Source organism: Hoeflea sp. (assembly GCF_984452065.1).
This window is the reverse complement of sequence record NZ_CFHWAF010000004.1, coordinates 56,216-76,443: the sequence shown is the minus strand read 5'-3', so window position 1 is coordinate 76,443 and position 20,228 is coordinate 56,216. Positions and strand designations below refer to the sequence as shown.

Genomic DNA, 20,228 nt, shown 5'->3' with positions numbered 1-20,228 from the left:
GTTGAAATTCAGAGATGAACGGGCCGGGCGATTTTGCCCTCTGACCGCGTTGGCTCGCGCTTGTGGTGGACTGGCACCACGGCGCGCAACCCGCCTTGTCAGCGACCAAAATCGCCGCGGTCAAATGCTTCAATCTAATCACAACGCGCTCTAGGAGGGTGACATGACCACCACGCTACGTCCTGACATATGTGTAATCGGCGCGGGTTCGGGCGGGCTGACGGTCGCCGCCGCCGCCGCGTCATTCGGCGTGGATGTCGTTCTGATCGAAAAGGGCAAGATGGGCGGTGACTGCCTCAACTATGGCTGCGTGCCCTCGAAGGCGATCATCGCCGCCGGCAAACATGCCCATGCCATTGCCGAGGCGCCTCATTTCGGCGTGCATGCCGGCGAGATGCAAGTGGACTACAAGAAGGTCCATGCGCATATCCGCTCCGTGATCGACACAATCGCCCCGAACGATTCCGTCGAGCGGTTCACGGCGCTGGGCGTCAAGGTGATCGAGGCGGCCGGCGCCTTTACCGATCCGAACACCGTGGTTGCCGGCGATTACGAGATCAAGGCGCGGCGCTTCGTCGTCGCCACCGGCTCCTCGCCCTTTGTGCCGCCCATCCCCGGTATCGACACCGTTAACTACCTGACCAACGAGACCCTGTTCGACCGCACACAGAAGGCGCGCCACCTCATCGTTATCGGCGGCGGCCCGATCGGCATGGAGATGGCGCAGGCGCACCGCCGCCTCGGCTCGCAGGTGACGGTGGTCGAAGGATTGAAGGCGCTCGGCAAGGACGATCCCGAACTTGCCGCCATCGTCCTCGACCGCATCCGCGGCGAAGGCGTCGAGATCATGGAGGGCGCCACCGTCACCGGCGTCAGGAAGTTCGGCCGGGCCGGGGTACGCGTGACCGTCGAGACCGCGGACGGCGAAAAGACCGTCGACGGCTCGCATATTCTCGTTGCCACCGGGCGCGCCGCCAATGTCGAGGGCATCGGCCTGTCGGAAGCCGGGATCGAATATGACCGCCGCGGAATCAAGGTCAGCGCCAACATGAAGACGACCAACAAGCGCGTCTTCGCCATCGGCGATGTCGCCGGCAGCCTGCAGTTCACCCATGTGGCGGGCTACCACGCCGGGTTGGTCATCCAGCAGATCCTGTTTCGTGCGCCGGCGAAGGAAAACGCCCGCATTATCCCTTGGGCGACCTATACGGATCCCGAACTTGCCCATGTCGGCCTTGGCGAGGAGGACGCGCGCAAGCGTTTCGGACAGATTCATGTCCTGCGGTGGCCCTATGCGGAAAACGACAGGGCGCTGGCCGAAAGGAAAGCCGACGGCCTGATCAAGCTCGTCACGGACCGCAAGGGAAGGATTGCCGGCGTTTCCATCGCCGGCGCCGGCGCCGGCGAAATGATCAATATGTGGGCGCTGGCGATTGCCAACGGCATGAAGCTTTCCAATGTGCGCGGCTATGTGCCGCCCTATCCGACCATGACCGAGATTGGAAAGCGCGCGGTGATTTCCTATTATAGTCCGATGACGCGAAAACCCTTTATTCGCCGCATCATCGGGTTTCTGCGCCGATTTGGATAGGCACGCCCTCTCCTTTGGTGTAGCAATCCCGGACAATCGGCGGCAGGGTCCGCAAACAGCCGGGAAACCGGTAACCTGACCGGGAAAAACGATGGCCTCGGGCAAGAGCGAAGACAGAAAGCACGGGCTGCGGGCCAATGGCAGACAAAGGCCGTGGCGCAGCCTGTCGGGCAAGCTGCTTTTGCTGACCGTGCTGTTTGTGATGGTCGCCGAAGTGCTCATCTTCGTTCCGTCCGTCGCCAATATGCGCATGCGCTGGCTGGAGGACCGTCTGCGCACCGCCGCCGCGGCGAGCCTCGTGGTCGAGGGCTGGGAGAACATGGAACTCCCGCGTCCGATCCAGGAAGATGCCCTGATGGCGACCGGCACCAAGTCGATTGCGCTCAAAACCGGTGATATGAGCCGGCTGATCGCCACCTCCGATATGCCGCCCGCCGTTGATCAGCAATATGACCTGTCCTTGGTTTCGCCCTTCGCGGCGATCCGCGACGCCTTCGTCGCCTTGTTCTCGAGTGATCGCATTATCCGCGTCTACGGGCCGGTTGAGGGCAACACCATGATGATCGATGTCGTCATGGAGGAGAACCCGCTGCGCAACGCCATGCTGATATACGGCCGCAACGTGTTTTTCCTGTCCGTGCTGATTTCACTGTTTACGGCGGGTCTCGTTTTTGTTGCCATCAACACCATGATGATCAGCCCGATCCGCCGCATGACGGCCAGCATGCAGGCGTTTTCGCGTGAACCGGACGATCCGTCCCGCATCATCCACCCGCGTCAAATCCAGGACGAGATCGGCATCGCCGAGCGCCATCTCGAGGCCATGCAGACCGAACTGCAGGGCACGCTGAAGAAACAGCAGCATCTGGCGAATCTCGGCCTCGCCGTCTCGAAGATAAACCACGATATGCGCAACATCCTCGCGTCCGCGCAACTCATGTCCGACAGGCTGTCGATGGTGGACGATCCCATCGTCAAGCGCTTCGCGCCGAAACTCATCAGAACGGTGGACAGGGCGGTGGACTACACCCGCGAGGTGCTGGACTACGGCCGCGCCAACGAGGCCGAACCCAACCGGCGCCGGGTCGATTTCGCCGCGCTTGTCGCTGATGTGCGCGACATGCTCATCGTCGATGCCGATCCGCACACCGAGACCGATCAGGCAAGCGAGGCGGCGCCGATCGATTTCATCATCGACGTGCCGGAAGGGCTGGAGCTTGAAGCCGACAGCGAGCAGCTTTTCCGCGCCATTCACAATCTTTGCCGCAACGCCATACAGGCATTGTCGGCGGATGCGACGGACGATCTTGCCATCGTGCGCCGTATCACCGTGTCCGCCGCGGTGGAAGACGGCACGGCGACGATAGACATAGACGACACCGGCCCCGGCATGCCGCCCAAGGCACGCGAAAACCTCTTCAAGGCGTTCCACGGATCGACGCGGTCGGGCGGCACGGGGCTTGGCCTTGCCATTGCCAACGAACTGGTGCGCGCCCATGGCGGCGCCATCTCGCTGGTCGACAAGCCCGGTTCCGGGACCCGTTTCCGCATCGCCCTGCCGAACCAGCCCGAACAGGAGGAATGCACCCCGCCGGCCGTTCCCCTGCCGCTCAAGGAGATCGGGAAATAGGGGATATGGGCGGTGTGGCCGTATGCTGCGGAAATTCTCAAGGCGGCGGCAGAATTTTGCCCCGATGGCGCTTGCATTCGGGCGCTGAAAGGATTAGGTACACGCCTCGCGGACAGGTATCGCCATCCGCCGCGCGCTCGTAGCTCAGCTGGATAGAGCACCAGACTACGAATCTGGGGGTCGGGAGTTCGAATCTTCCCGAGCGCGCCATTTCGAATTTTCACCGTATAACTTACCTAAGGCCTTGAAGGAAAAGGATAAATTGGGTGTTCGAAGTCCCTGATTTCGGCAGTAGGCCAATGGCTCCAAGAACGCCAGTCTGAGGGTCGTCTTTTTGCCTGTCAAGTCGGAATTATTCCATATATTCCAAGGGCTTGATAGTAACACCATTGCGTGTTTGAACGACTCCTCAAAGGTATGCTTCGGCTTGCCGGATTTTGTCAACCGTTCTTCGGCCAGCACCTTCTCTGGTTTCAGCTTGGCAATCCGTTTCTCATATGCTGCAACGACCGAATCGTCTGTTGCATCAACGATCCGGTCCAGTAGCCGGTCTGTCTGCTTTACGCGTTTTGCCCTTGCACCCTCGCGGAGCGCCGTTCCGGGTGCATGTGTAACCAGAAAATTCAAGAAGGGAAATGTAGTGAATCTGCCCTTCGAGCGGCTTTCAATTATCAAAGGGAAAGTCTTCGAATGCATCAGTGACCGCCTGCTCAACAAGCGCGACTTCCTTGTCTGTCAGCTTGGCGAACTCTTTTTCACGACGACGTTTACCCAATTTGCCATCGTTCCGGCGGATGAACATAATGAGGCTTTCCGCCATCCGGTCAGGCATCTCGATAGCATTCATGATCGCTGTCATGGCAGCGTCGTGGCGTTTGAGGTAGTCGATCTCGCGCGGTAAATCGTTTTCGATTGTCCGGAGCACGCATTCGTAGAGAAACTCCGCTTCGTCCGTACAATCAAAAAAGCGGTACAGGTCCGCAGTGTCGTTCGTAACATCAACATTCCCGTTAGGAAGAGCGCGCCAGTCGATGAAAGGCATCAGCGGTGCCGAATGGGATTGAAGGGTCGTCCGATAATCATCGATCCGATCCAGCATGACCGCCGACACAGGGAATACCATGCCTGTGGGTGTGAATTTTCTTTCCGCGAGGACATGATGAATAAGGCAGCGGTGGAGACGACCGTTTCCATCGGCAAGAGGGTGTATGTAGACAAACCCAAACGCAATGCACGCTGCCTGCAAGACCGGATCAACCTGTTCGATATCGGTGATCCGCAGCCGATTGTTGCACTCGTTGAGCCCCGTCATAAGTACGGGAACATCATCATGGCGCGCGCCGATAAACTCAGGCAATGGTCCATGATTGCGGCCTCGTTCGCCGAGGAAGACGCCCTCATCCCGATAGCCAGTTTTGGTAAAACGATCATCGCCGATCAGAATTCGATGCAGGCGGTAAATCTCTGTCTGGTTCAATGGGCGTTTGCCTGCTTCCAGAACGGCGCGTCCCCATCGTTCCAGACGATTTATCGGCGCGCGTTCTCCCTCGATTTCAAAGCTTGCTTTGCTATCGGCAAGCAGCAGAAAACTGGCAGCGCGGGCAATCACATGTGCACCGGTCTTGCCAACGGTTTCGCGGGCTTTGGAGGCCAGATCAAGCGCGATCATGCGTTCCAGATTTGGTGTCCTGCGAATAACCGGACAAAATGCGCCGGTGCCAAGCAGGTTGTCTCGAACACGGTGGCGCGGCGACATGCGCACTTTACCAGTGTAATAGGCGGTGGGGTCGAGCGCATCGACGGCTGTCACGGTTGGTGCATCATCAATATCAAGAATTCGTCCGGTCAAGATTTCAAAGAAAAACCAAACTCTCCGCGATATAGCACCTGTGGGCGTCCTCTGGATAAGTGCGACCAGATCATTTTCCGCGACAACGTCCAGAATCCGTTTCAAGACCAGCAGGTCCATCGGCTCGTGGCGCAAGGCAAATGTCAGATGACCTTCCAGTGTCGGGTCTGGCCGATAGCGCTTGTCGTAGATTTCCCAGCGACCTTCGACACGGCTGTTTCCCCGAACGTGTTTTTCAGAGACACATGACAGCTTTCGGACAGGAGCGGCAACGCCAAGGGCGTGGACGAGGGCCGACCATCCAGCCAGTTCAGTTCCCGGCGGCAATGGCTCGTCCTGAAAAAAATCTGGTGCCAACTCGTCTATCTGCATCGGTCGATTTTTTTTCATGAATATCGAAAATGACTTCATTTTCGATCTGTGCGTCGAAAACTATATTAACCGGTTAAAGGTCGAAAATCAATCATCAATGTCGAATACAATTCATTATCATACAGAAAGTCGAAAATATCTCCACTGGCACTCAGATTTGAAATCCCGTGCTCTGGTCCGGTTACGATTGCCTCGGGATTGCAGGACCCGCTGACACCCGCTTCAGCCCTGCACCCGGCACTGGCGCATCTTGCAAAGGTCTATGGCGCGAGCGGCGACCTGACCGTCCTGACCGATCCGGACGCGGGCCATGTTGAAACCCGACGCATGCGCTCCGAGAGCCTTGCGTTCTTCAACAGGACGCTCTCAACGCTCTAAAACTGCCGTTCATTTGTCAAAACGACGGTCGCGGCGGCGGAGAACATGCCGCCGACGCCGTGGACAACCGACAGTTTTGCACCGTCGATCTGGGCCGGAGACACGCCGCGCATCTGCCGCACGCTTTCCTGCAGGGCGTACATGCCGTACATGCCCGAATGCATGTAGCTCAGCCCGCCTCCGTTTGTGTTGAGCGGCAGCGTTCCGCCCGGTCTCGTGTGGCCGTCCGCGATAAAGGCGCCCGCCTCGCCCGGGGCGACAAACCCGAGGTCTTCCAGGCCGTATAGCGGAAGATGCGCAAAGGCGTCATAGATCATCAGATGATCCACATCCGCATGGGTGATGCCAGCGCTCTCGAAGGCCAGCCTGCCGGAAATGCGAAACGCCTTCGATGAGGTGAAACTCTCCATCTGGCTGATCATCGGACCCTCGGCGCTTTCCCCGCCCATGCCGCGCAGATAGACCGGTTTTGTCGGAAAATCCGCGGCGCGTTCGGCGCTTGTCAGCACCAGGGCGCCGCCGCCGTCGCTGACGAGGCAGCACATCAGCTTGCGGAACGGGAAGGCGATCATGCGCGAGCTCAAGACATCGTCCACCGTGATCGGCTCGCGCGCCGTGGCCCGCGGATGCATCGCCGCCCATTCGCGCTGAACCACGGCCACCATGGCCAGTTGCTCTTCCGTCAGCCCCTGATCTTTCATCTTGCGCATCACTGGCAGGGTGAATTTTGTCGGCGGGAACGCGGCGCCGTAGGTGTTTTCGAATTCCTGCTGCTGCATCGCGGGAAAGATCGGCCGGTGCGAACGGTTGTTCGAACGCCCGCTTTCGCCATGGGTGATCAGCACGGTCGTGCACAGTCCCGTTTCGATCGCCGCGGCGGCGTGGCGCATAAGGGTGATAAAGGAACATCCGCCGACCGAGGTGCCATCGGCCCAGCTGGGCGTGATGCCGAGATACTGGGCGATTTCGGCCACGTCGTGTCCGGCCGTCGCGATCCCGTCAATATCGGATGGCGTCAGTCCGCAATCGGTCAGCGCGTTGAGCGCGCCGTCGGCGTGAAGGCCGGTCTGGCTGAGTTCGGGCACCTTGCCCATGCAGGTCGTCTCGGCCGCGCCGACGATGGCGATCTTCGCGCGGCTCACGGTGCGCATCCCGCCGGACGGAACTGCGGCACGGCGACCGCCCCGCGCTCCTCGAACGCGACCTCCAGCGCCATGTCGAGTTCGAGCGCATCGGGGTCTGCCGGGATATCCAGGATGTTCGACACCATGCGCACGCCTTCTTCCAACTCGACAACCGCGACGACGTAAGGCGGCTCATAGCCCGGTGCCGGCAGGTGGCTGATGACATAGGAATAAAGCCGTCCCCTACCTGAGGCCTCGATCACCTCGACATCGCGGCTGCCGCAGGCCGGGCAGAACGGACGCGGCGGAAAGTGGGGCGTACCGCAGGCAATGCAGCGGTTCAAAAGCAGCTTTCCCTCTTTTGCACCATCCCAGTAGAACTGCGTTTCGGGATAAATCGTCGGTACCGGTTTTTCGCTCATGTCTCGATCCTCAACTCAGGCGCGCCAGACCGTTGTTCAGCACGACGACGTCGCGCTCCAGAACGCTGGCGCGAAAGCTCACATCGTCGCCGTCCACCCAGATCTCGGTCCGGATCGTCTCGCCCGGATAGACGGGGGCGGAAAAGCGCTGCTGCATATGGGTCAGCGCGGTGAAATCGCCCTCGCGCAGGGCCATCGGGATGGACCAGGAGGACACCGCCATGGTGCACAGGCCGTGCAGGATCGGCCGCTCGAAACCGGCGCCTTTGGCGACCTTCGGGTCGGCATGCAGCGGATTGTCGTCTCCGCTCAGCCGGTAGATCAGCGCATTGCGCGGCAAGGTCCTGAAATCGTGATGGGTGTCCGGCGCACGGTCGGGCAGGGCATGCACCGGCTTCACCGGTCCGCCGGGCCCGCCAAAACCGCCGTCGGCGCGCGCGAAGATGGTGCCGGCGACCGTGGCGAGCCTGGTTCCGCTCGCCTTATCCGAAATCGTCCGTTCCGAGTAGATCAGCGCGCCCTTGTCCGCGCCCTTGTCGATGATGTCGATGATGCGTGTTGTGCCGAGAACCGTGCCTTCAGCCGGCAAGGGCGCGTGCACGGTCAGGCTTTGCTCGCCATGCAGGATCTTCTGCCAGGTGAGCCCGGTGCCGGGCTCCATGGCCCAAAAGCCGGGATAGGCCAGTACGTTCACCATGGCCGGCAACGGCGCGAACCCGTCGGCGCGCTCATAAACGGCCTTGAGGTCCGCGTCGGCCACCGGGTCGGCCCCAAGCCCGACACCCAATGCGAAAAGCATGCAGTCCTTTGCGGTGTAGCTGTGTTCAACCGCCGGAAATTCGCGCGCCATCAGGGCATCCCTGTCGATCATGGGGCAAGGACCTTTTCTGTTTTCATCACGTGGAATACCGCTCCCGCAGAACGCGCCGCAGGATTTTTCCGGAAGCAGCCTTCGGAATGGCGTCGACGACCCCCAGCGCCTGGACGATCTTGTAGCGGGCAAGCCGCGCGCCGAGATATTCCTGAATGGCGGCCAGATCCAGCACCGCGCCGTCCGCCGGAACAATCAGCGCCATCGGCACTTCGCCCTTTTCGTCATCGGCGATGCCGAAGACGGCGGCTTCGAGGATCGCGGGATGGGCGATCAGTGCCGCCTCCACCTCGGCCGGGGCAACGGGGAAGCCCTTGACCTTGATCATCTCCTTGAGCCGGTCAACGACCCGCAAATGCCCGTCAGCGTCGATCGCGCCGATATCGCCGGTCCGCAGCCAGCCGCTTTCGGTGATTGTTTCCGCCGTCGCGCCCGGGTCGTTCAGATAGCCCTTCATCACCGACGGGCCCTTGATCCACAACTCGCCCGGCTCATCCGGTCCAAGATCCGCCTGCGTGTCGGGATCGACAATCCTGCAGGCCGTATTGGCAACTGGTGTCCCCAGCGTATCGGGCTTGCCGGCATTGCGCGCATGTGAGTGGCTGACGCCGCTGAGTTCGGTCATGCCGTAGCCTTGATAGAAAGCACAGCCGAGCCTTGCGCGAATGGCATCGCCGATCTCCGTCGAAAGCGGCGCGGCGCCGGAGCCGATTTCCTTCAGAGCCGAGAGATCGAACCGATCGACGATCGGATCCTTCGCAAGCGCGATTGCGATGGGCGGCACCACCCACAGACGCTGCGCGCCGCTGTCCTGAGCGACCTGCAGATAGGTCTCGAGATCAAACCGCTGCATCAGGTGCAGATGCGCGCCGGAACCCGGATAGACCATCTGGCACAAGACCAGTCCGAAGATATGGAAAAACGGCAGGAAGGACGGCGCGACATCTCCGGGTCCGATATCGCGCACGTGACACCACTGGGCCGCGTTGGCGACAATGTTGCGGTGGGTCAGCATCACGCCTTTGGGCAGTCCCGTGGTGCCGGAGGAAAACGGGATGGCTGCGATATCTTCGTAGAGGTCGACCGGAACCTGTTGCTGCAGCGGCGGTCCGGCGACATCGCAGATCGTCAAAGCGCCGGGCGCGGCGGCACCCATCACGACGACCTGCCGGACCTCTGTGCCTTCCGTCGCCTCTTGCGCCATTGCCGTGAGCGGACCATCGGCAAAAAGCAGCCGTGCTGAGGTCTGTTTGAGCTGATAGGCCAGTTCCGCTGCGGTATAGGACGGGTTGATCATGGTCAGCGTCCCGCCGGCGAAAGTCACGGCGTGGAACAGCACAAAATAGTCGATGGAATTAGGCGCCATGACGGCAACGACCTCGCCCTTTTTCAGGACGAGTGCCGCCAATCCGCCGGCAAGCGCACGGATTTCCCGCATGGCTCCTTCGCCGGTGATCTGACGCCCGGAATTCACCTCCGTGAAGACGTGCCTGTCCTTGCGCAGCGCCAGCCCCTCAAACACCCATTCGGTCACCGACATCTCGGGGATATCGAGTGGCGGAAGAGGGCTTTCGAAGATCTGAGCTTTATCCATGCCGGGCATTTACTTGAAGTTGAACGCCGGCGCCGTCTTGGCGGCAAACCGGGCGATGGCGTCGAAATGATAGTCGCTGGTCAGGCAGATGGCCTGTGCGTCCGCCTCCATTTCGAGGATCGTGTCGCTGTCCGTCTGCATCGCCCGGGCGGTGATCTCCTTGGTCAGCGCATAGGCCGTGGGCGAGACCTCGGACATCATGCCGGCAATCTCCTTTGCACGTGGCAACAGCTCTGGGGCGGGCATCACCTCCATGCACAGCCCGAGCCGCAGCGCTTCCCGCGCGCCGAGCGTCCGCGCGGTGTAGAACATTTCACGCGCCCGCTGCTGGCCGACGACGCGCGGCAGCGACCACATCAGATTGCAGTCCGGCACGGCGCCGACCTTCGCGAAGGAAGCGGAAAACCGGGCGCGGTCCGCGGCGAGCACGATATCGCCGCAAAGGGCGAGACCCAGACCGGCGCCGAAGGCCGGACCGTCAACGGCAACGATCACCGGCACGGGCAAATCGCGCAGCTTCCTGAACCAGGCGTGCAACTCCCGCATCCGTCCGCGAACATCCCCGGCCGTGTTCCTCTCGCCGGACCGGTGCCGTCTCAGCATCGCTTTCAGATCGCCCCCGGCGCAGAAAACGCCCTCGCAGCCGGTGAATATGAGCGCGCGCAGGCCTTTGTCCCGCGACAGTTCATCCATCGCGTCGCCAAGGCCCGATTTGATCTCGTCCGAGAAGGCGTTTCGCGTTTCGGGCCGCACCATTTCCAAAAGCGCGACCCCGTCCTCGCGCGTCAGGCGAACCGCGTCATTCATCGCTTGCCTCCGGCATCGTTTTACGGATTTTCTGCTTGTCGATCTTGTTGGTGTGGCTGAGCGGCAGGGGGCCGTCCCAGATGCGGATCATCTTGGGCACCTTGTACCCGGCGATTTTTTCACGGCAGTATGCGGTCAGATCGTCGACGGTCGCCTGCGCGCCTTCATGCAACGCCACGACGGCGACCACCTTTTCTCCCCACTTGTCGTCAGGCAATCCGAAGACGGCCGCGGAAGCCACATCGGGATGTTTGGACAGGCAGTTTTCGGTCTCGATCGGATAGACGTTCTCGCCGCCCGAGATGATCATTTCCCTGGTGCGGCCCGCCAGATAGACATATCCGTCCTCGTCCCGGTAGCCCGCGTCGCCGGTGTGATAGAAACCGCCGCGCATCGCTTCGGCCGTCTCTTCGGGTTTGTTCCAGTAGCCGTTCATGACCTGCGGGCCGCGCACGATCAGTTCGCCGGTTTCGCCCTGTTTCACCGGCCGGTCGTTTTCATCGACGATCCTCAGATCGGTTGTATGGATCGGGCGGCCGACCGAGGCGAGCTTGGGGATCACGCCATCGACGGGCTCATGATCTTCCGGCCGCAGGACACACAGGTTCGGCGCCGCCTCGGTCATGCCGTAGCCCTGGCAAAAGGTGACCCCGGGGATCTGTTCCAGGCATTGGCTGATCACGCCTGTCGGCATGGGCGCCGCGCCATAGGTCAGGCAGCGCAGCGAGGAGAAGTCGAACCTGGAAAAAGCCGGGTGGTCGAGGATCATGCGCAGCATGGTGGGCACCATGGTCATTGTGGTGACCTTCTGATCCTGAATCAGGCGCATGGTTTCCTCGACCTCGAACTTCGCCTGAATGATCTTGGTGGTGCCGTAAACGACCGATGTGAAGACGCGGCTTCCGGTGGCCAGGTGAAACATCGGACCGGACAGCAACAGCACATCGCTGGAGCGGTACTGGTAGAGCGGCCCGGTTCCGGTGGCGTTCGCCAGCATATTGGCATGCGACAGCATCACGCCCTTCGGCTGACCCGTGGTGCCGGAGGTGTAGAAAAGGGTCATCGTGTCGTCGGACGCCGACGCCAGGCCGTCGAACGCATCCAGAGCGACGGGTCCGGCCTTGGCAACGAGATCGTCATAGATCAGCGTGTCCGGCGGCAGAACCGGGGCAGGGGGATCCCAGTCGGCGAAGATGAGGGTGCCCAGCGACGCGCAACGCTCCATCAAGGCGGCGGCGCGCTCCTGGAAATGCCGGTCGACGATCAGCACCTGCGGTGTGCAATCCGCAATCGTTTCGGCCATCTCGTCCTCTGACAGCCGGTAGTTCACCGGGACACCGATCGCCCCGATCATGCTGGGCACGAGATACATCTCGACAAGCCAGTGCGAGTTCATGCCCAGATAGGCGATGCGGTCACCGGGGCCGACGCCGAGGTCCAGTAACGCCTTGGCCATGCCGTGCATGCGCGCGCAGTATTGCGACCAGCTGTTGGAGCGCCCTTCGAAATAGGTCGCCGTCTTGTCCGGCGTGTGAAAGGCGTATTTGCGTACCAGGTCCGGAAGGCGCATCATCGGCCGCCCCCCAGGATCGAACGCCCGATAATTTCGCGCATGATTTCGCCGGTGCCGCCCGCAATACGGCCGACCCGGGCATCGGCCCAGGCCCGGGCAATGGGATATTCCCACATATATCCATAGCCTCCATGCAGTTGCAGCAGGTCGTCCAGCCGGCGGCACAGCGCCTCGGATGTCAGCATCTTGCCCATCGCCGCGTCCACCGAATCGAGTTCGCCGGCGAGATGCATCTCCAGGCATTTGTCGACGAAGACGCGCAGCATGACAGCCTCCGCCTTTGCCTCCGCCAGTTTGAAACGCGTGTTCTGGAAGTCGGCGATCGTCTTGCCGAACGCGCGCCGCCCGGTGACATGTTCGATCGTCCACTCAAGCGCCGCCTCAAGGTTGGCAACCGCGCGCACACATTGCAACAGGCGTTCCTGCGGCAGCTGCTCCATCATCTGGTAGAAGCCGCGGCCATCCTGACCGAGCAGGTTTGCAGCCGGCACGCGGACATTGTCAAAGAACAGCTCGGTGGTGTCCTGCGCCTTCCAGCCGATTTTCTCGAGCAGCTTGTTGCCCTTGCGGAAACCCGGTGTTCCGGCCGGAACGAGAATCAGCGCGGTGCCCTTCGCACCCTCGGACGGGTCGGTCTTGCAGGCCAGAACGATCAGGTCGCAATTGCCGCCATTGGTGATGAAGACCTTCTGGCCGTTGATGACGAAGTCATCGCCGTCGCGGATGGCGGTCGTCTTGATGCCCTGCACGTCGGAACCGGCGCCCGGCTCCGTCATGCCCAGCGCGCCGATCGCCTCGCCGCGCGCCATTTTCGGCAGCCATTCCCGCTTCAACGCCTCGGGTCCGTAATTCAAAAGGTAAGGCGCGACGATATCGGAATGCAGACTGAAGCCCGGCCCCATGGCTCCGGCCCGCGCCAGCTCTTCCATCACCACCATCGAAAACAGGAAATCCGCGCCGGCGCCGCCGTACTCCTCGGGGATCGCGGCGCATAAAAGCCCGTTCTCGCCCGCCTTGAGCCATGCCTGGCGGCTGACGCGGCCGTCTTTTTCCCATTGATCGTGGTGCGGCATGATCTCGGCTTCGACAAAGCGGCGAACCTGGTGACGGAACATCTCATGCTCTTCGCTGAAAACAGTGCGTTTGAACATTCCGCCATCCTCCCTCGGGCCGTGCGTGCCTGTGCCTCTTTACATCTTTATATTTAGCTTGCAAATAGTAATCAAGCTAATTAAAATTCGAAACCAGGACTTCTGGAGGGATTTCACATGCTGGATGGCAAGGTCGTCATTGTAACCGGCGCCGGGCGCGGCATCGGGCGCGACATCGCACTGATGATGGCAGCGCACGGCGGCCGTGTCATGGTCAATGATCTCGGCGGCAGCGCCGAAGGCGACGGCGCGGACGCCGTGCCGGCCGAGGACGTCGTGTCGGAGATCAGGGACGCGGGCGGCGAGGCGATCGCGAATTTCGCAAATGTGGCGAGCCCGGCCGACGTCAGGGGCATGTACGAACAGGCGATGGATATGTACGGCGCCGTCGATGTGGTGGTGAACAATGCCGGTATCCTGCGCGACGCGATCTTCCACAAGATGAGCGAAGTCCAGTGGGACGCGGTGATCGATGTTCACCTGAAGGGCAGTTTCAATGTCGCCAAGGCCGTCGCGTCTCAGTTCCGTGCGCAGGCATCGGGCTGTTTCATCAACTTCACCTCCACATCCGGCCTGATCGGAAATTTCGGCCAGGCGAATTACTCCGCGGCCAAGATGGGCATTGTCGGCCTTTCCAAGTCCATTGCTCTGGATATGTCCCGCTTCAATGTGCGTTCGAACTGCATCGCGCCATTTGCCTGGTCGCGTCTGATCGGAACGATCCCCACCGATACCGACGCGGAAAAAGCCCGCGTCGAGCGCATCAAGGAGATGACGCCGGCCAAGATCGCCCCGCTGTGCGTGGCGCTTGCGGCACCCGATTGTGATGTGACGGGCCAGATCTTCTGCATCCGCAACAATGAGATCTTCCTGATGAGCCAGCCGCGGCCGGTCCGGTCCGTCCACCGCGGCGAAGGCTGGACGCCGCAAAGCGTTCGCGACCATGCGATCCCGGCCTTGCGCGCGGATTTTTATGACCTCGACCGCGCCGGCGACATCTTCAGCTGGGATCCGGTTTGAGCGCCCGGCCGCGACACCAGCTTGCCATCCCGACGGATGATTCCGTAAATCTTTCTGAATCGTCCGACGCAGAAACGGGTTCATCCAGCATGGCAAAGCAATCTTCGCTAACCGACGACCAGAAGCCGGTATTCCAGGAAATAGCGCGGTTTCGCGGGATCATCTTTGACGCCAAGCTGAAGCCTTACGACATCACGATGAGCCAGGGATGGGTGCTTGTGCACCTTTGGTACAATGACGGGCAGCGGCAGTCCGACCTCGCCGACCGCATGGATGTTGCAACCGTCACCGTTTCCAAACTGATCGACCGGCTCGAGGCCCACGGGTTTGCCGAGCGCCGGGCAGACAAGGGTGACCGCCGCTCGAATCGTGTCTTCGCAACGCCGCGCGGCCGTCAAATCGTGAAAATCATGACGCGGATCGTCTTCGAGGTCGATGACATTGCCAATGAGGGCATCACAGAGGAGGAACTGGCGAGCACGCTGAAAGTGCTCGGCCGCATGCGGGACAATCTGAAAAAGAAGCTCGCATCCGGCTGAACTTTCGACGTTGTCTTGCCGGACACCGGCATTTGGTCAAAGACATTCAACACGGCAAAGGCCCGCTCAGCGGCCTCAGGGTCATCGAGCTTGCCGGCATCGGTCCCGGCCCGTTTGCGGCAATGATGCTGTCCGACATGGGCGCCGAGATCATCCGGATCGACCGCGTGGATGCCGGCAAAACCCATCCCCACGACTTCACCTTGCGCGGCCGCCGGTCGGTTGCCATGAACCTGAAGATACCGGCGGCTGTCGAAGCCGCCCTGGCGCTTGTCGAAACGGCGGACGGGTTGATCGAGGGCTTTCGCCCGGGCGTGATGGAGCGCCTGGGACTTGGCCCCGAGGCCTGCCATGCCAGAAATCCGCGTCTTGTCTACGGGCGCATGACCGGCTGGGGGCAAGACGGCCCGCTGGCGCAGGCGGCCGGGCACGACCTCAACTATATCTCGCTGACGGGCGGGCTTTGGGCGAGCGGCGCGGCGGATCGTCCGCCGGCATTCGCCATGAACCTTCTCGGCGATTATGGCGGCGGCGGCATGTATCTGGCCTTCGGCATGGTTTCGGGGATTCTGCAGGCCCGACGCACCGGTCACGGAGACATTGTCGACGCCGCGATCTGTGACGGCGTCAACTCTCTCATGACCTTCATTCATTCGCGCCGCGCCATGGATTTGTGGCGGGACGAGCGCGCGGCAAATCCCCTCGACGGCGGCAGGCCCTGGTATGCGGTCTATGAATGCGCCGACGGCAAGTGGATCAGCATCGGCGCGCTTGAACCGCAGTTCTGGGCATGCCTCCTGGACAAGCTCGGCCTCGATCCCGAAGAGATCGGGGATCGGCAGGACCGCAGCGCCTGGCCCAAAATGCGGGCAAAACTGCAGGAGACGTTCCTGAGTGAACCGCGTGACCACTGGAATGAGCTGCTCGCCGGCACCGACGCCTGCTTCGCTCCGGTGCTGAGCCCTGCCGAGGCGCGCGACGACCCGCACCTGGCCGCACGAAGCGCTTTTGTCGAGCAAGACGTGGCGCAACCGGCGCCGGCGCCGCGATTTTCACGCGCCGGCACAGCGCCGCCGCGATTGCCGCGCGACCCCGGCGCCGACACCCGGGCCGTTCTGGCCGAAGCCGGCTTCACCGATACCGATATCGCCACCCTCATTGCCCAAGGGGCCGTCTCCCAGGCAAAAATCAAGGAAACCGCTCAGTGACCCTTCCGAAAGTCCTACAGGATCTGCGTCTGCCGCTGATTGGCGCTCCGCTTTTCATTATCTCCAGACCCGAACTGGTGATCGCGCAGTGCAAAGCCGGCATCGTCGGCTGTTTTCCGGCGCTCAATGCGCGCGAGAAGGACGGCCAGAGCCTTGATGAATGGCTTACCCGGATCAAGGAGGAACTCGACCGGCACAATCAGGCCAACCCCGACCGGCCCGCCGCGCCCTTCGCGGTGAACCAGATCGTCCACCGCTCGAACGCGCGGCTTGACAGCGATGTGGAGATCTGCGCCCGGCACGAAGTTCCCGTCTGGATCACGTCGCTCGGCGCGCGGCCCGAGGTTTATGACGCCGCCCATTCCGGCGGCGGCATCGTCCTGCACGATGTAATCAACAACCGCTTCGCCAGAAAAGCCATCGAAAAAGGTGCCGACGGCCTTGTGGCCGTCGCTGCCGGCGCGGGCGGACATGCCGGCGCGCTCTCGCCGCTGGCGCTCATCCAGGAAATCAGAAGCTGGTTTGACGGCCCCTTGTACCTGTCGGGCGCCATCGCCAAGGGCGATTCGATCCTGGCGGCCCTCGCCATGGGCGCCGATGGCGGTTATGCCGGCACGGCCTTCATCGCCACAAAAGAGGCCCATGCCGTCGAAAATTACAAGCGCATGATCACCGAGCATGGCGCCGAGGACATCGTTTACACCAACCTCTTCACCGGGGTGCACGGCAACTACCTCAAACCGTCGATCAAGGCCGCCGGAATGGACCCGGAAGACCTTGAATTCTCGGACCCGTCCAAGATGAATTTTGCCGAGGACCGCAAGAAGCCGAAACGCTGGAAAGAAATCTGGGGTTCGGGCCAGGGCATCGGCGCCGTCGACAGCGTGGTTTCAACCGAAGAACTGGTTGACCGGCTCAAGTGTGAGTTTGATGCGGCCCGGGTCCGGCTCGATAGAACGCTGGAAACCTGCTGACGCCACCAACAGGGACGCCACGATCGGGCAAATAGATTGCTTGATAATTATTATCAAGCTATTTAATATGGCGTCAGATGTGATCATCCAAAAGACGCATCGCTTTGGGAGGAGCCAATATGAAACGCATTCTGAAAACGGCGGTGTTGGCCGCATCCATCTCTGTGATGAGCTTCGCGGTTTCAGCCGAAACGGTCTTGATCGCCAATGATCCCGGCCCCAACCGGGGCGTCCGCTCGAAGGCGGTGAACTATCTGTCCGACCAGATCGCCGAGCGGACAGGAAACGCGGTCACGATCCAGAACAACTGGGGCGGTGCCCTGTTCAAGACGACCGCGGCGCTCGAGTCCCTTGGAACCGGCGTTGCGGATATGGGTGTTGTCGTCGGCGCCTATGCCCAATCCGAACTTCCGGAGCTCAATATCGGCGCACTTGTCATGCCACAAGCGGGTCCCTGGGTCATGATGAAGGCCCTGCATGAGCTTTTCACGACAAATGAAACGATCAAACAGCGCCTGGCGGACAAGAATATTGTCTACATAAACCACTATGCCCTGCCTCCCGCGCTGGTGGGTTGCCAGGGAGAGGGTATCGCCAGTGTGGAAGACGCCGACGGCGTCAAGATGAGCGACACGGGCGGGATGAGCGGCCTGTTCGGGGATCTGGGCGGCAACATGGTGCGCATGCCGGTCTACGAAGTCTATCAGGCGATGGAGACGGGGCTGATCGATTGTACCGTCACCTATTCGTACTTTGCGGTGGCAACCAAGCTGGACGAGCTTCTGGCTGCGGTCACACCCATGGATTTTGCCGCTGTGACGGTCGTGATCACCGTGATGAACAAGGACTCGTTTGAAAGCCTCGGCGAAGAGCAGCAGGCCGCCATTCTCGAAACGGGCGAGCATATGGCCGATTACTATGGCGAAGCGCTCGCGGTCGCGGACAAAGATGCCATGGAAAAGATGACGACCCGGGAAAAACCAATCGTCATCAATGCGTTCAGCGAAGCGGACTATGACATTTTGCGCGAGGCCGGCAAAACGGTCACGAACAAGTGGCTGGCGGACGCTGAAGCGACCGGACTTGACGGTCAGGCGACCCTTGATGAATTTCTCGGCTTGCAGGCAAAGTGGAAGACCATCGCCGAAACCGACGGATTGCCCTGGGAGCGCAACTAAGCAAATGACGGATCGGCCGCATGGAAGAACATGCGGCCGGGTATTCCCTGGGATCTGTGACCATGATCAAACGCATTGAGTATGTGCTCGACACGCTCGGAGCAGCGGCAATCATTGCCCTGTGCCTGCTGATCGTCTTGTCGGTCGTTGGCCGCGAACTCGTCGGGTCCGGCGTGCCCGACAGCATCATCTTGGTGCGCGAACTGATGGTCCCGGCCATTTTGTTTCCGTTGAGTACGGCAACGGCGAGACGCGCGCATATCTCAATCGAAGTCATTGCCAATCATTTTCCCGCCGGATTGAACAGGTGGGTTGCCGTGCTGGCTGCGTTTGTCGGCCTGGTGATCGTCGGAACCCTGATTGCCGCTTCCTGGGTTCAGCTTGCCAAAACCTTCTCCGAGGCCTCGCATTACGGCGGTGACTTTTTGATCCCGAAATGGCCTTCGCGCGCTGCATATTTCCTGGCGTTCGTCTTCGTGGGGCTGCGGTTGCTGCAGATTTTCTGGATCGATCTGCGCGCCGCCATTCGCGGCCAGGACGCGCCGGCGACGCTGTAGCGGGAGGAGAGGCAATGGATGTCACGCTGATCGGCTACCTCGCCTGCTTTGCGGTCATATTTCTCCTGGCTATTCGTGTGCCCATTGCCTTCGCAATTGGCGGTGTGGCAGTGTCCGCGCTCTTTCTGGTCTTCGCCATGCGTACCGGTACGTTCATGCCGGAACGCGCCTTTTTCCGAACGCTGTCCATCGCGTTTTCGAGCAGTTTCGAGCTGATCCACTCCTACAACCTGTCGATGATCCCGCTTTTCATAGCGCTGGGGCACATCGCATCCGTGACCGGGATCACGACCGGCATATACGAAGCCGCAAGAGTGTGGCTGGTGAGACTGCCTGGCGGCATTGCGATTGCATCGATCGCCGGCTGCGGAGGGTTTTCCGCAATTTCAGGGTCTTCCCTGGCGTGTGCCTCGACAATGGGGAAAATCTGCACGCCTGAAATGCTGAAAATGAAGTATGACGAACGACTCGCGACGGCAAGTGTCGCGGCGGGCGGAACGCTGGGCTCTCTCATCCCGCCGTCCATTCTGTTCATCGTCTATGGAATTTTTACCGAAACCTCCATCGGGCAACTCTTTCTGGCGGGCTTCCTGCCTGGGCTCCTGTCCCTGATCGGCTATGCGCTTGTTGTCTGGATCTGGGTGAAAAGGTCACCGGAAATCGCTCCGGCTTCAACGGACAGTTTCACGCGTCAGGACCGGCTGAACGTCATGTGGGGTGTGTGGCCGGCATTTGTTCTGTTCCTCATCGTCATTGGCGGCATTTACGGGGGAATTTTCACGGCAACCGAAGCGGCGGCGATCTCGCTGTTCTTTGCTGTGGTACTGGGCCTCTGGCGCGGCAGTATCAAATTCAACCAGATCGTTCCCCTCATCCGTGACGTGACTGTGACAACCGCCGCTATTTTCTTCATTGCGGCATGCGCGAAGATTTTTGTCACTCTCATCGCGCTGACCGGGTTGTCCAACAGCATGCTGACCGGTCTGGAGGCTGCCAATATCGAGGGATGGCAGTTCATCCTGATGGTCTGCGTGATCTACCTTGTGCTCGGCATGTTCCTCGACCCGGTCGGTATCATGATACTGACGCTGCCGCTGATGATCCCCATGGTGGAAAGCTACGGCTACAACCTGATCTGGTTCGGTGTGATCATCGTCAAGCTGCTTGAGATCGGCCTGATCACTCCGCCGGTCGGCCTGAACGTCTTCGTTCTGGCGGCGGCCATTGAAGGCAAGGTTCAGATCGGCAGGATTTTTGCCGGAATCTGGCGGTTCTTGATCAGCGATATCGTTGTCCTGATCCTGCTGGTCCTGTTCCCGATCATCTCGCTGATTGTCCCGATGTCGATGTAAACCGGCATCCTGCCGCGCATCGGTGACGCGGCAATATG

18 protein-coding genes and 1 tRNA gene are annotated in these 20,228 nt (G+C 60.9%); 11 read left to right on the top strand and 8 right to left on the bottom strand.

Translation table 11 applies throughout. From position 1 onward, the window contains the following. Positions 1-163 precede the first annotated feature (163 nt). The 3 genes from AC5E6N_RS01910 to AC5E6N_RS01900 all read left to right on the top strand — a co-directional run bounded on the left by AC5E6N_RS01910 (position 164) and on the right by AC5E6N_RS01900 (position 3,431). Positions 164-1,591, top strand: a complete 1,428-nt coding sequence (locus tag AC5E6N_RS01910) for a dihydrolipoyl dehydrogenase family protein (protein WP_491746216.1) — start codon at positions 164-166, stop codon at positions 1,589-1,591. 91 nt (positions 1,592-1,682) lie between these two features. After that, a complete protein-coding gene (locus AC5E6N_RS01905; RefSeq protein WP_491746215.1) occupies positions 1,683-3,221 on the top strand; it encodes a sensor histidine kinase in 1,539 nt (512 codons plus the stop codon). A 133-nt stretch (positions 3,222-3,354) separates the two neighbouring features. Continuing rightward, positions 3,355-3,431 (top strand) — tRNA-Arg (locus AC5E6N_RS01900). Positions 3,432-3,885: 454 nt separating this feature from the next. Here the strand turns inward: AC5E6N_RS01900 and AC5E6N_RS01895 are convergent. Further along, a complete protein-coding gene (locus tag AC5E6N_RS01895; protein WP_491746214.1) occupies positions 3,886-5,481 on the bottom strand; it encodes a Fic family protein in 1,596 nt (531 codons plus the stop codon). A gap of 159 nt (positions 5,482-5,640) precedes the next feature. Between AC5E6N_RS01895 and AC5E6N_RS01890 the strand changes: the two genes are divergently transcribed. Then, entirely contained in the window at positions 5,641-5,820 is a 180-nt protein-coding gene (locus tag AC5E6N_RS01890; RefSeq protein WP_491746213.1) for a hypothetical protein, read from the top strand. Here the strand turns inward: AC5E6N_RS01890 and AC5E6N_RS01885 are convergent. The 7 genes from AC5E6N_RS01885 to AC5E6N_RS01855 are packed head-to-tail and all read right to left on the bottom strand — an operon-like array spanning position 5,817 to position 13,362. Next, on the bottom strand, positions 5,817-6,962 hold the full coding sequence (locus AC5E6N_RS01885; protein WP_491746212.1) for a thiolase C-terminal domain-containing protein: 1,146 nt from the start codon (positions 6,960-6,962) through the stop codon (positions 5,817-5,819). The genes AC5E6N_RS01890 and AC5E6N_RS01885 overlap by 4 nt on opposite strands. Then, the gene (locus tag AC5E6N_RS01880) at positions 6,959-7,366 is read right to left on the bottom strand and encodes a Zn-ribbon domain-containing OB-fold protein (RefSeq protein WP_491746211.1); all 408 of its coding nucleotides are present in this window, start codon (positions 7,364-7,366) and stop codon (positions 6,959-6,961) included. The genes AC5E6N_RS01885 and AC5E6N_RS01880 overlap by 4 nt, the downstream gene beginning before the upstream one ends. Before the next feature lie 10 nt (positions 7,367-7,376). Continuing rightward, a complete protein-coding gene (locus AC5E6N_RS01875) occupies positions 7,377-8,237 on the bottom strand; it encodes a MaoC/PaaZ C-terminal domain-containing protein (RefSeq protein ID WP_491746210.1) in 861 nt (286 codons plus the stop codon). Between the two features lie 25 nt (positions 8,238-8,262). After that, entirely contained in the window at positions 8,263-9,831 is a 1,569-nt protein-coding gene (locus AC5E6N_RS01870; protein ID WP_491746209.1) for an AMP-binding protein, read from the bottom strand. A 9-nt stretch (positions 9,832-9,840) separates the two neighbouring features. After that, on the bottom strand, positions 9,841-10,638 hold the full coding sequence (locus AC5E6N_RS01865) for an enoyl-CoA hydratase/isomerase family protein (protein ID WP_491746208.1): 798 nt from the start codon (positions 10,636-10,638) through the stop codon (positions 9,841-9,843). Next, positions 10,631-12,211 carry a long-chain-fatty-acid--CoA ligase gene (locus AC5E6N_RS01860; RefSeq protein ID WP_491746207.1) on the bottom strand — a complete coding sequence of 527 codons (1,581 nt, stop codon included), beginning with the start codon at positions 12,209-12,211 and terminating at the stop codon, positions 10,631-10,633. The genes AC5E6N_RS01865 and AC5E6N_RS01860 overlap by 8 nt, the downstream gene beginning before the upstream one ends. Beyond that, positions 12,208-13,362, bottom strand: a complete 1,155-nt coding sequence (locus AC5E6N_RS01855; protein WP_491746206.1) for an acyl-CoA dehydrogenase family protein — start codon at positions 13,360-13,362, stop codon at positions 12,208-12,210. The genes AC5E6N_RS01860 and AC5E6N_RS01855 overlap by 4 nt, the downstream gene beginning before the upstream one ends. Positions 13,363-13,479: 117 nt before the next feature. Here AC5E6N_RS01855 and AC5E6N_RS01850 point away from each other — a divergent pair, with 117 nt between their 5' ends. The 7 genes from AC5E6N_RS01850 to AC5E6N_RS01820 all read left to right on the top strand — a co-directional run bounded on the left by AC5E6N_RS01850 (position 13,480) and on the right by AC5E6N_RS01820 (position 20,190). Further along, positions 13,480-14,382, top strand: a complete 903-nt coding sequence (locus tag AC5E6N_RS01850) for an SDR family NAD(P)-dependent oxidoreductase (protein WP_491746205.1) — start codon at positions 13,480-13,482, stop codon at positions 14,380-14,382. Between the two features lie 89 nt (positions 14,383-14,471). After that, entirely contained in the window at positions 14,472-14,921 is a 450-nt protein-coding gene (locus tag AC5E6N_RS01845) for a MarR family winged helix-turn-helix transcriptional regulator (RefSeq protein WP_491746204.1), read from the top strand. 32 nt (positions 14,922-14,953) lie between these two features. Continuing rightward, positions 14,954-16,129 carry a CaiB/BaiF CoA transferase family protein gene (locus AC5E6N_RS01840; RefSeq protein WP_491746203.1) on the top strand — a complete coding sequence of 392 codons (1,176 nt, stop codon included), beginning with the start codon at positions 14,954-14,956 and terminating at the stop codon, positions 16,127-16,129. Next, positions 16,126-17,103 carry an NAD(P)H-dependent flavin oxidoreductase gene (locus AC5E6N_RS01835; RefSeq protein ID WP_491746202.1) on the top strand — a complete coding sequence of 326 codons (978 nt, stop codon included), beginning with the start codon at positions 16,126-16,128 and terminating at the stop codon, positions 17,101-17,103. The genes AC5E6N_RS01840 and AC5E6N_RS01835 overlap by 4 nt, the downstream gene beginning before the upstream one ends. A gap of 119 nt (positions 17,104-17,222) precedes the next feature. Continuing rightward, a complete protein-coding gene (gene dctP, locus AC5E6N_RS01830) occupies positions 17,223-18,281 on the top strand; it encodes a TRAP transporter substrate-binding protein DctP (RefSeq protein ID WP_491746201.1) in 1,059 nt (352 codons plus the stop codon). A gap of 62 nt (positions 18,282-18,343) precedes the next feature. Further along, on the top strand, positions 18,344-18,838 hold the full coding sequence (locus AC5E6N_RS01825) for a TRAP transporter small permease (protein ID WP_491746200.1): 495 nt from the start codon (positions 18,344-18,346) through the stop codon (positions 18,836-18,838). Between the two features lie 14 nt (positions 18,839-18,852). Beyond that, positions 18,853-20,190, top strand: coding sequence for a TRAP transporter large permease (locus tag AC5E6N_RS01820; RefSeq protein ID WP_491746199.1), 1,338 nt, complete (start codon positions 18,853-18,855; stop codon positions 20,188-20,190). Positions 20,191-20,228: the final 38 nt, after the last annotated feature.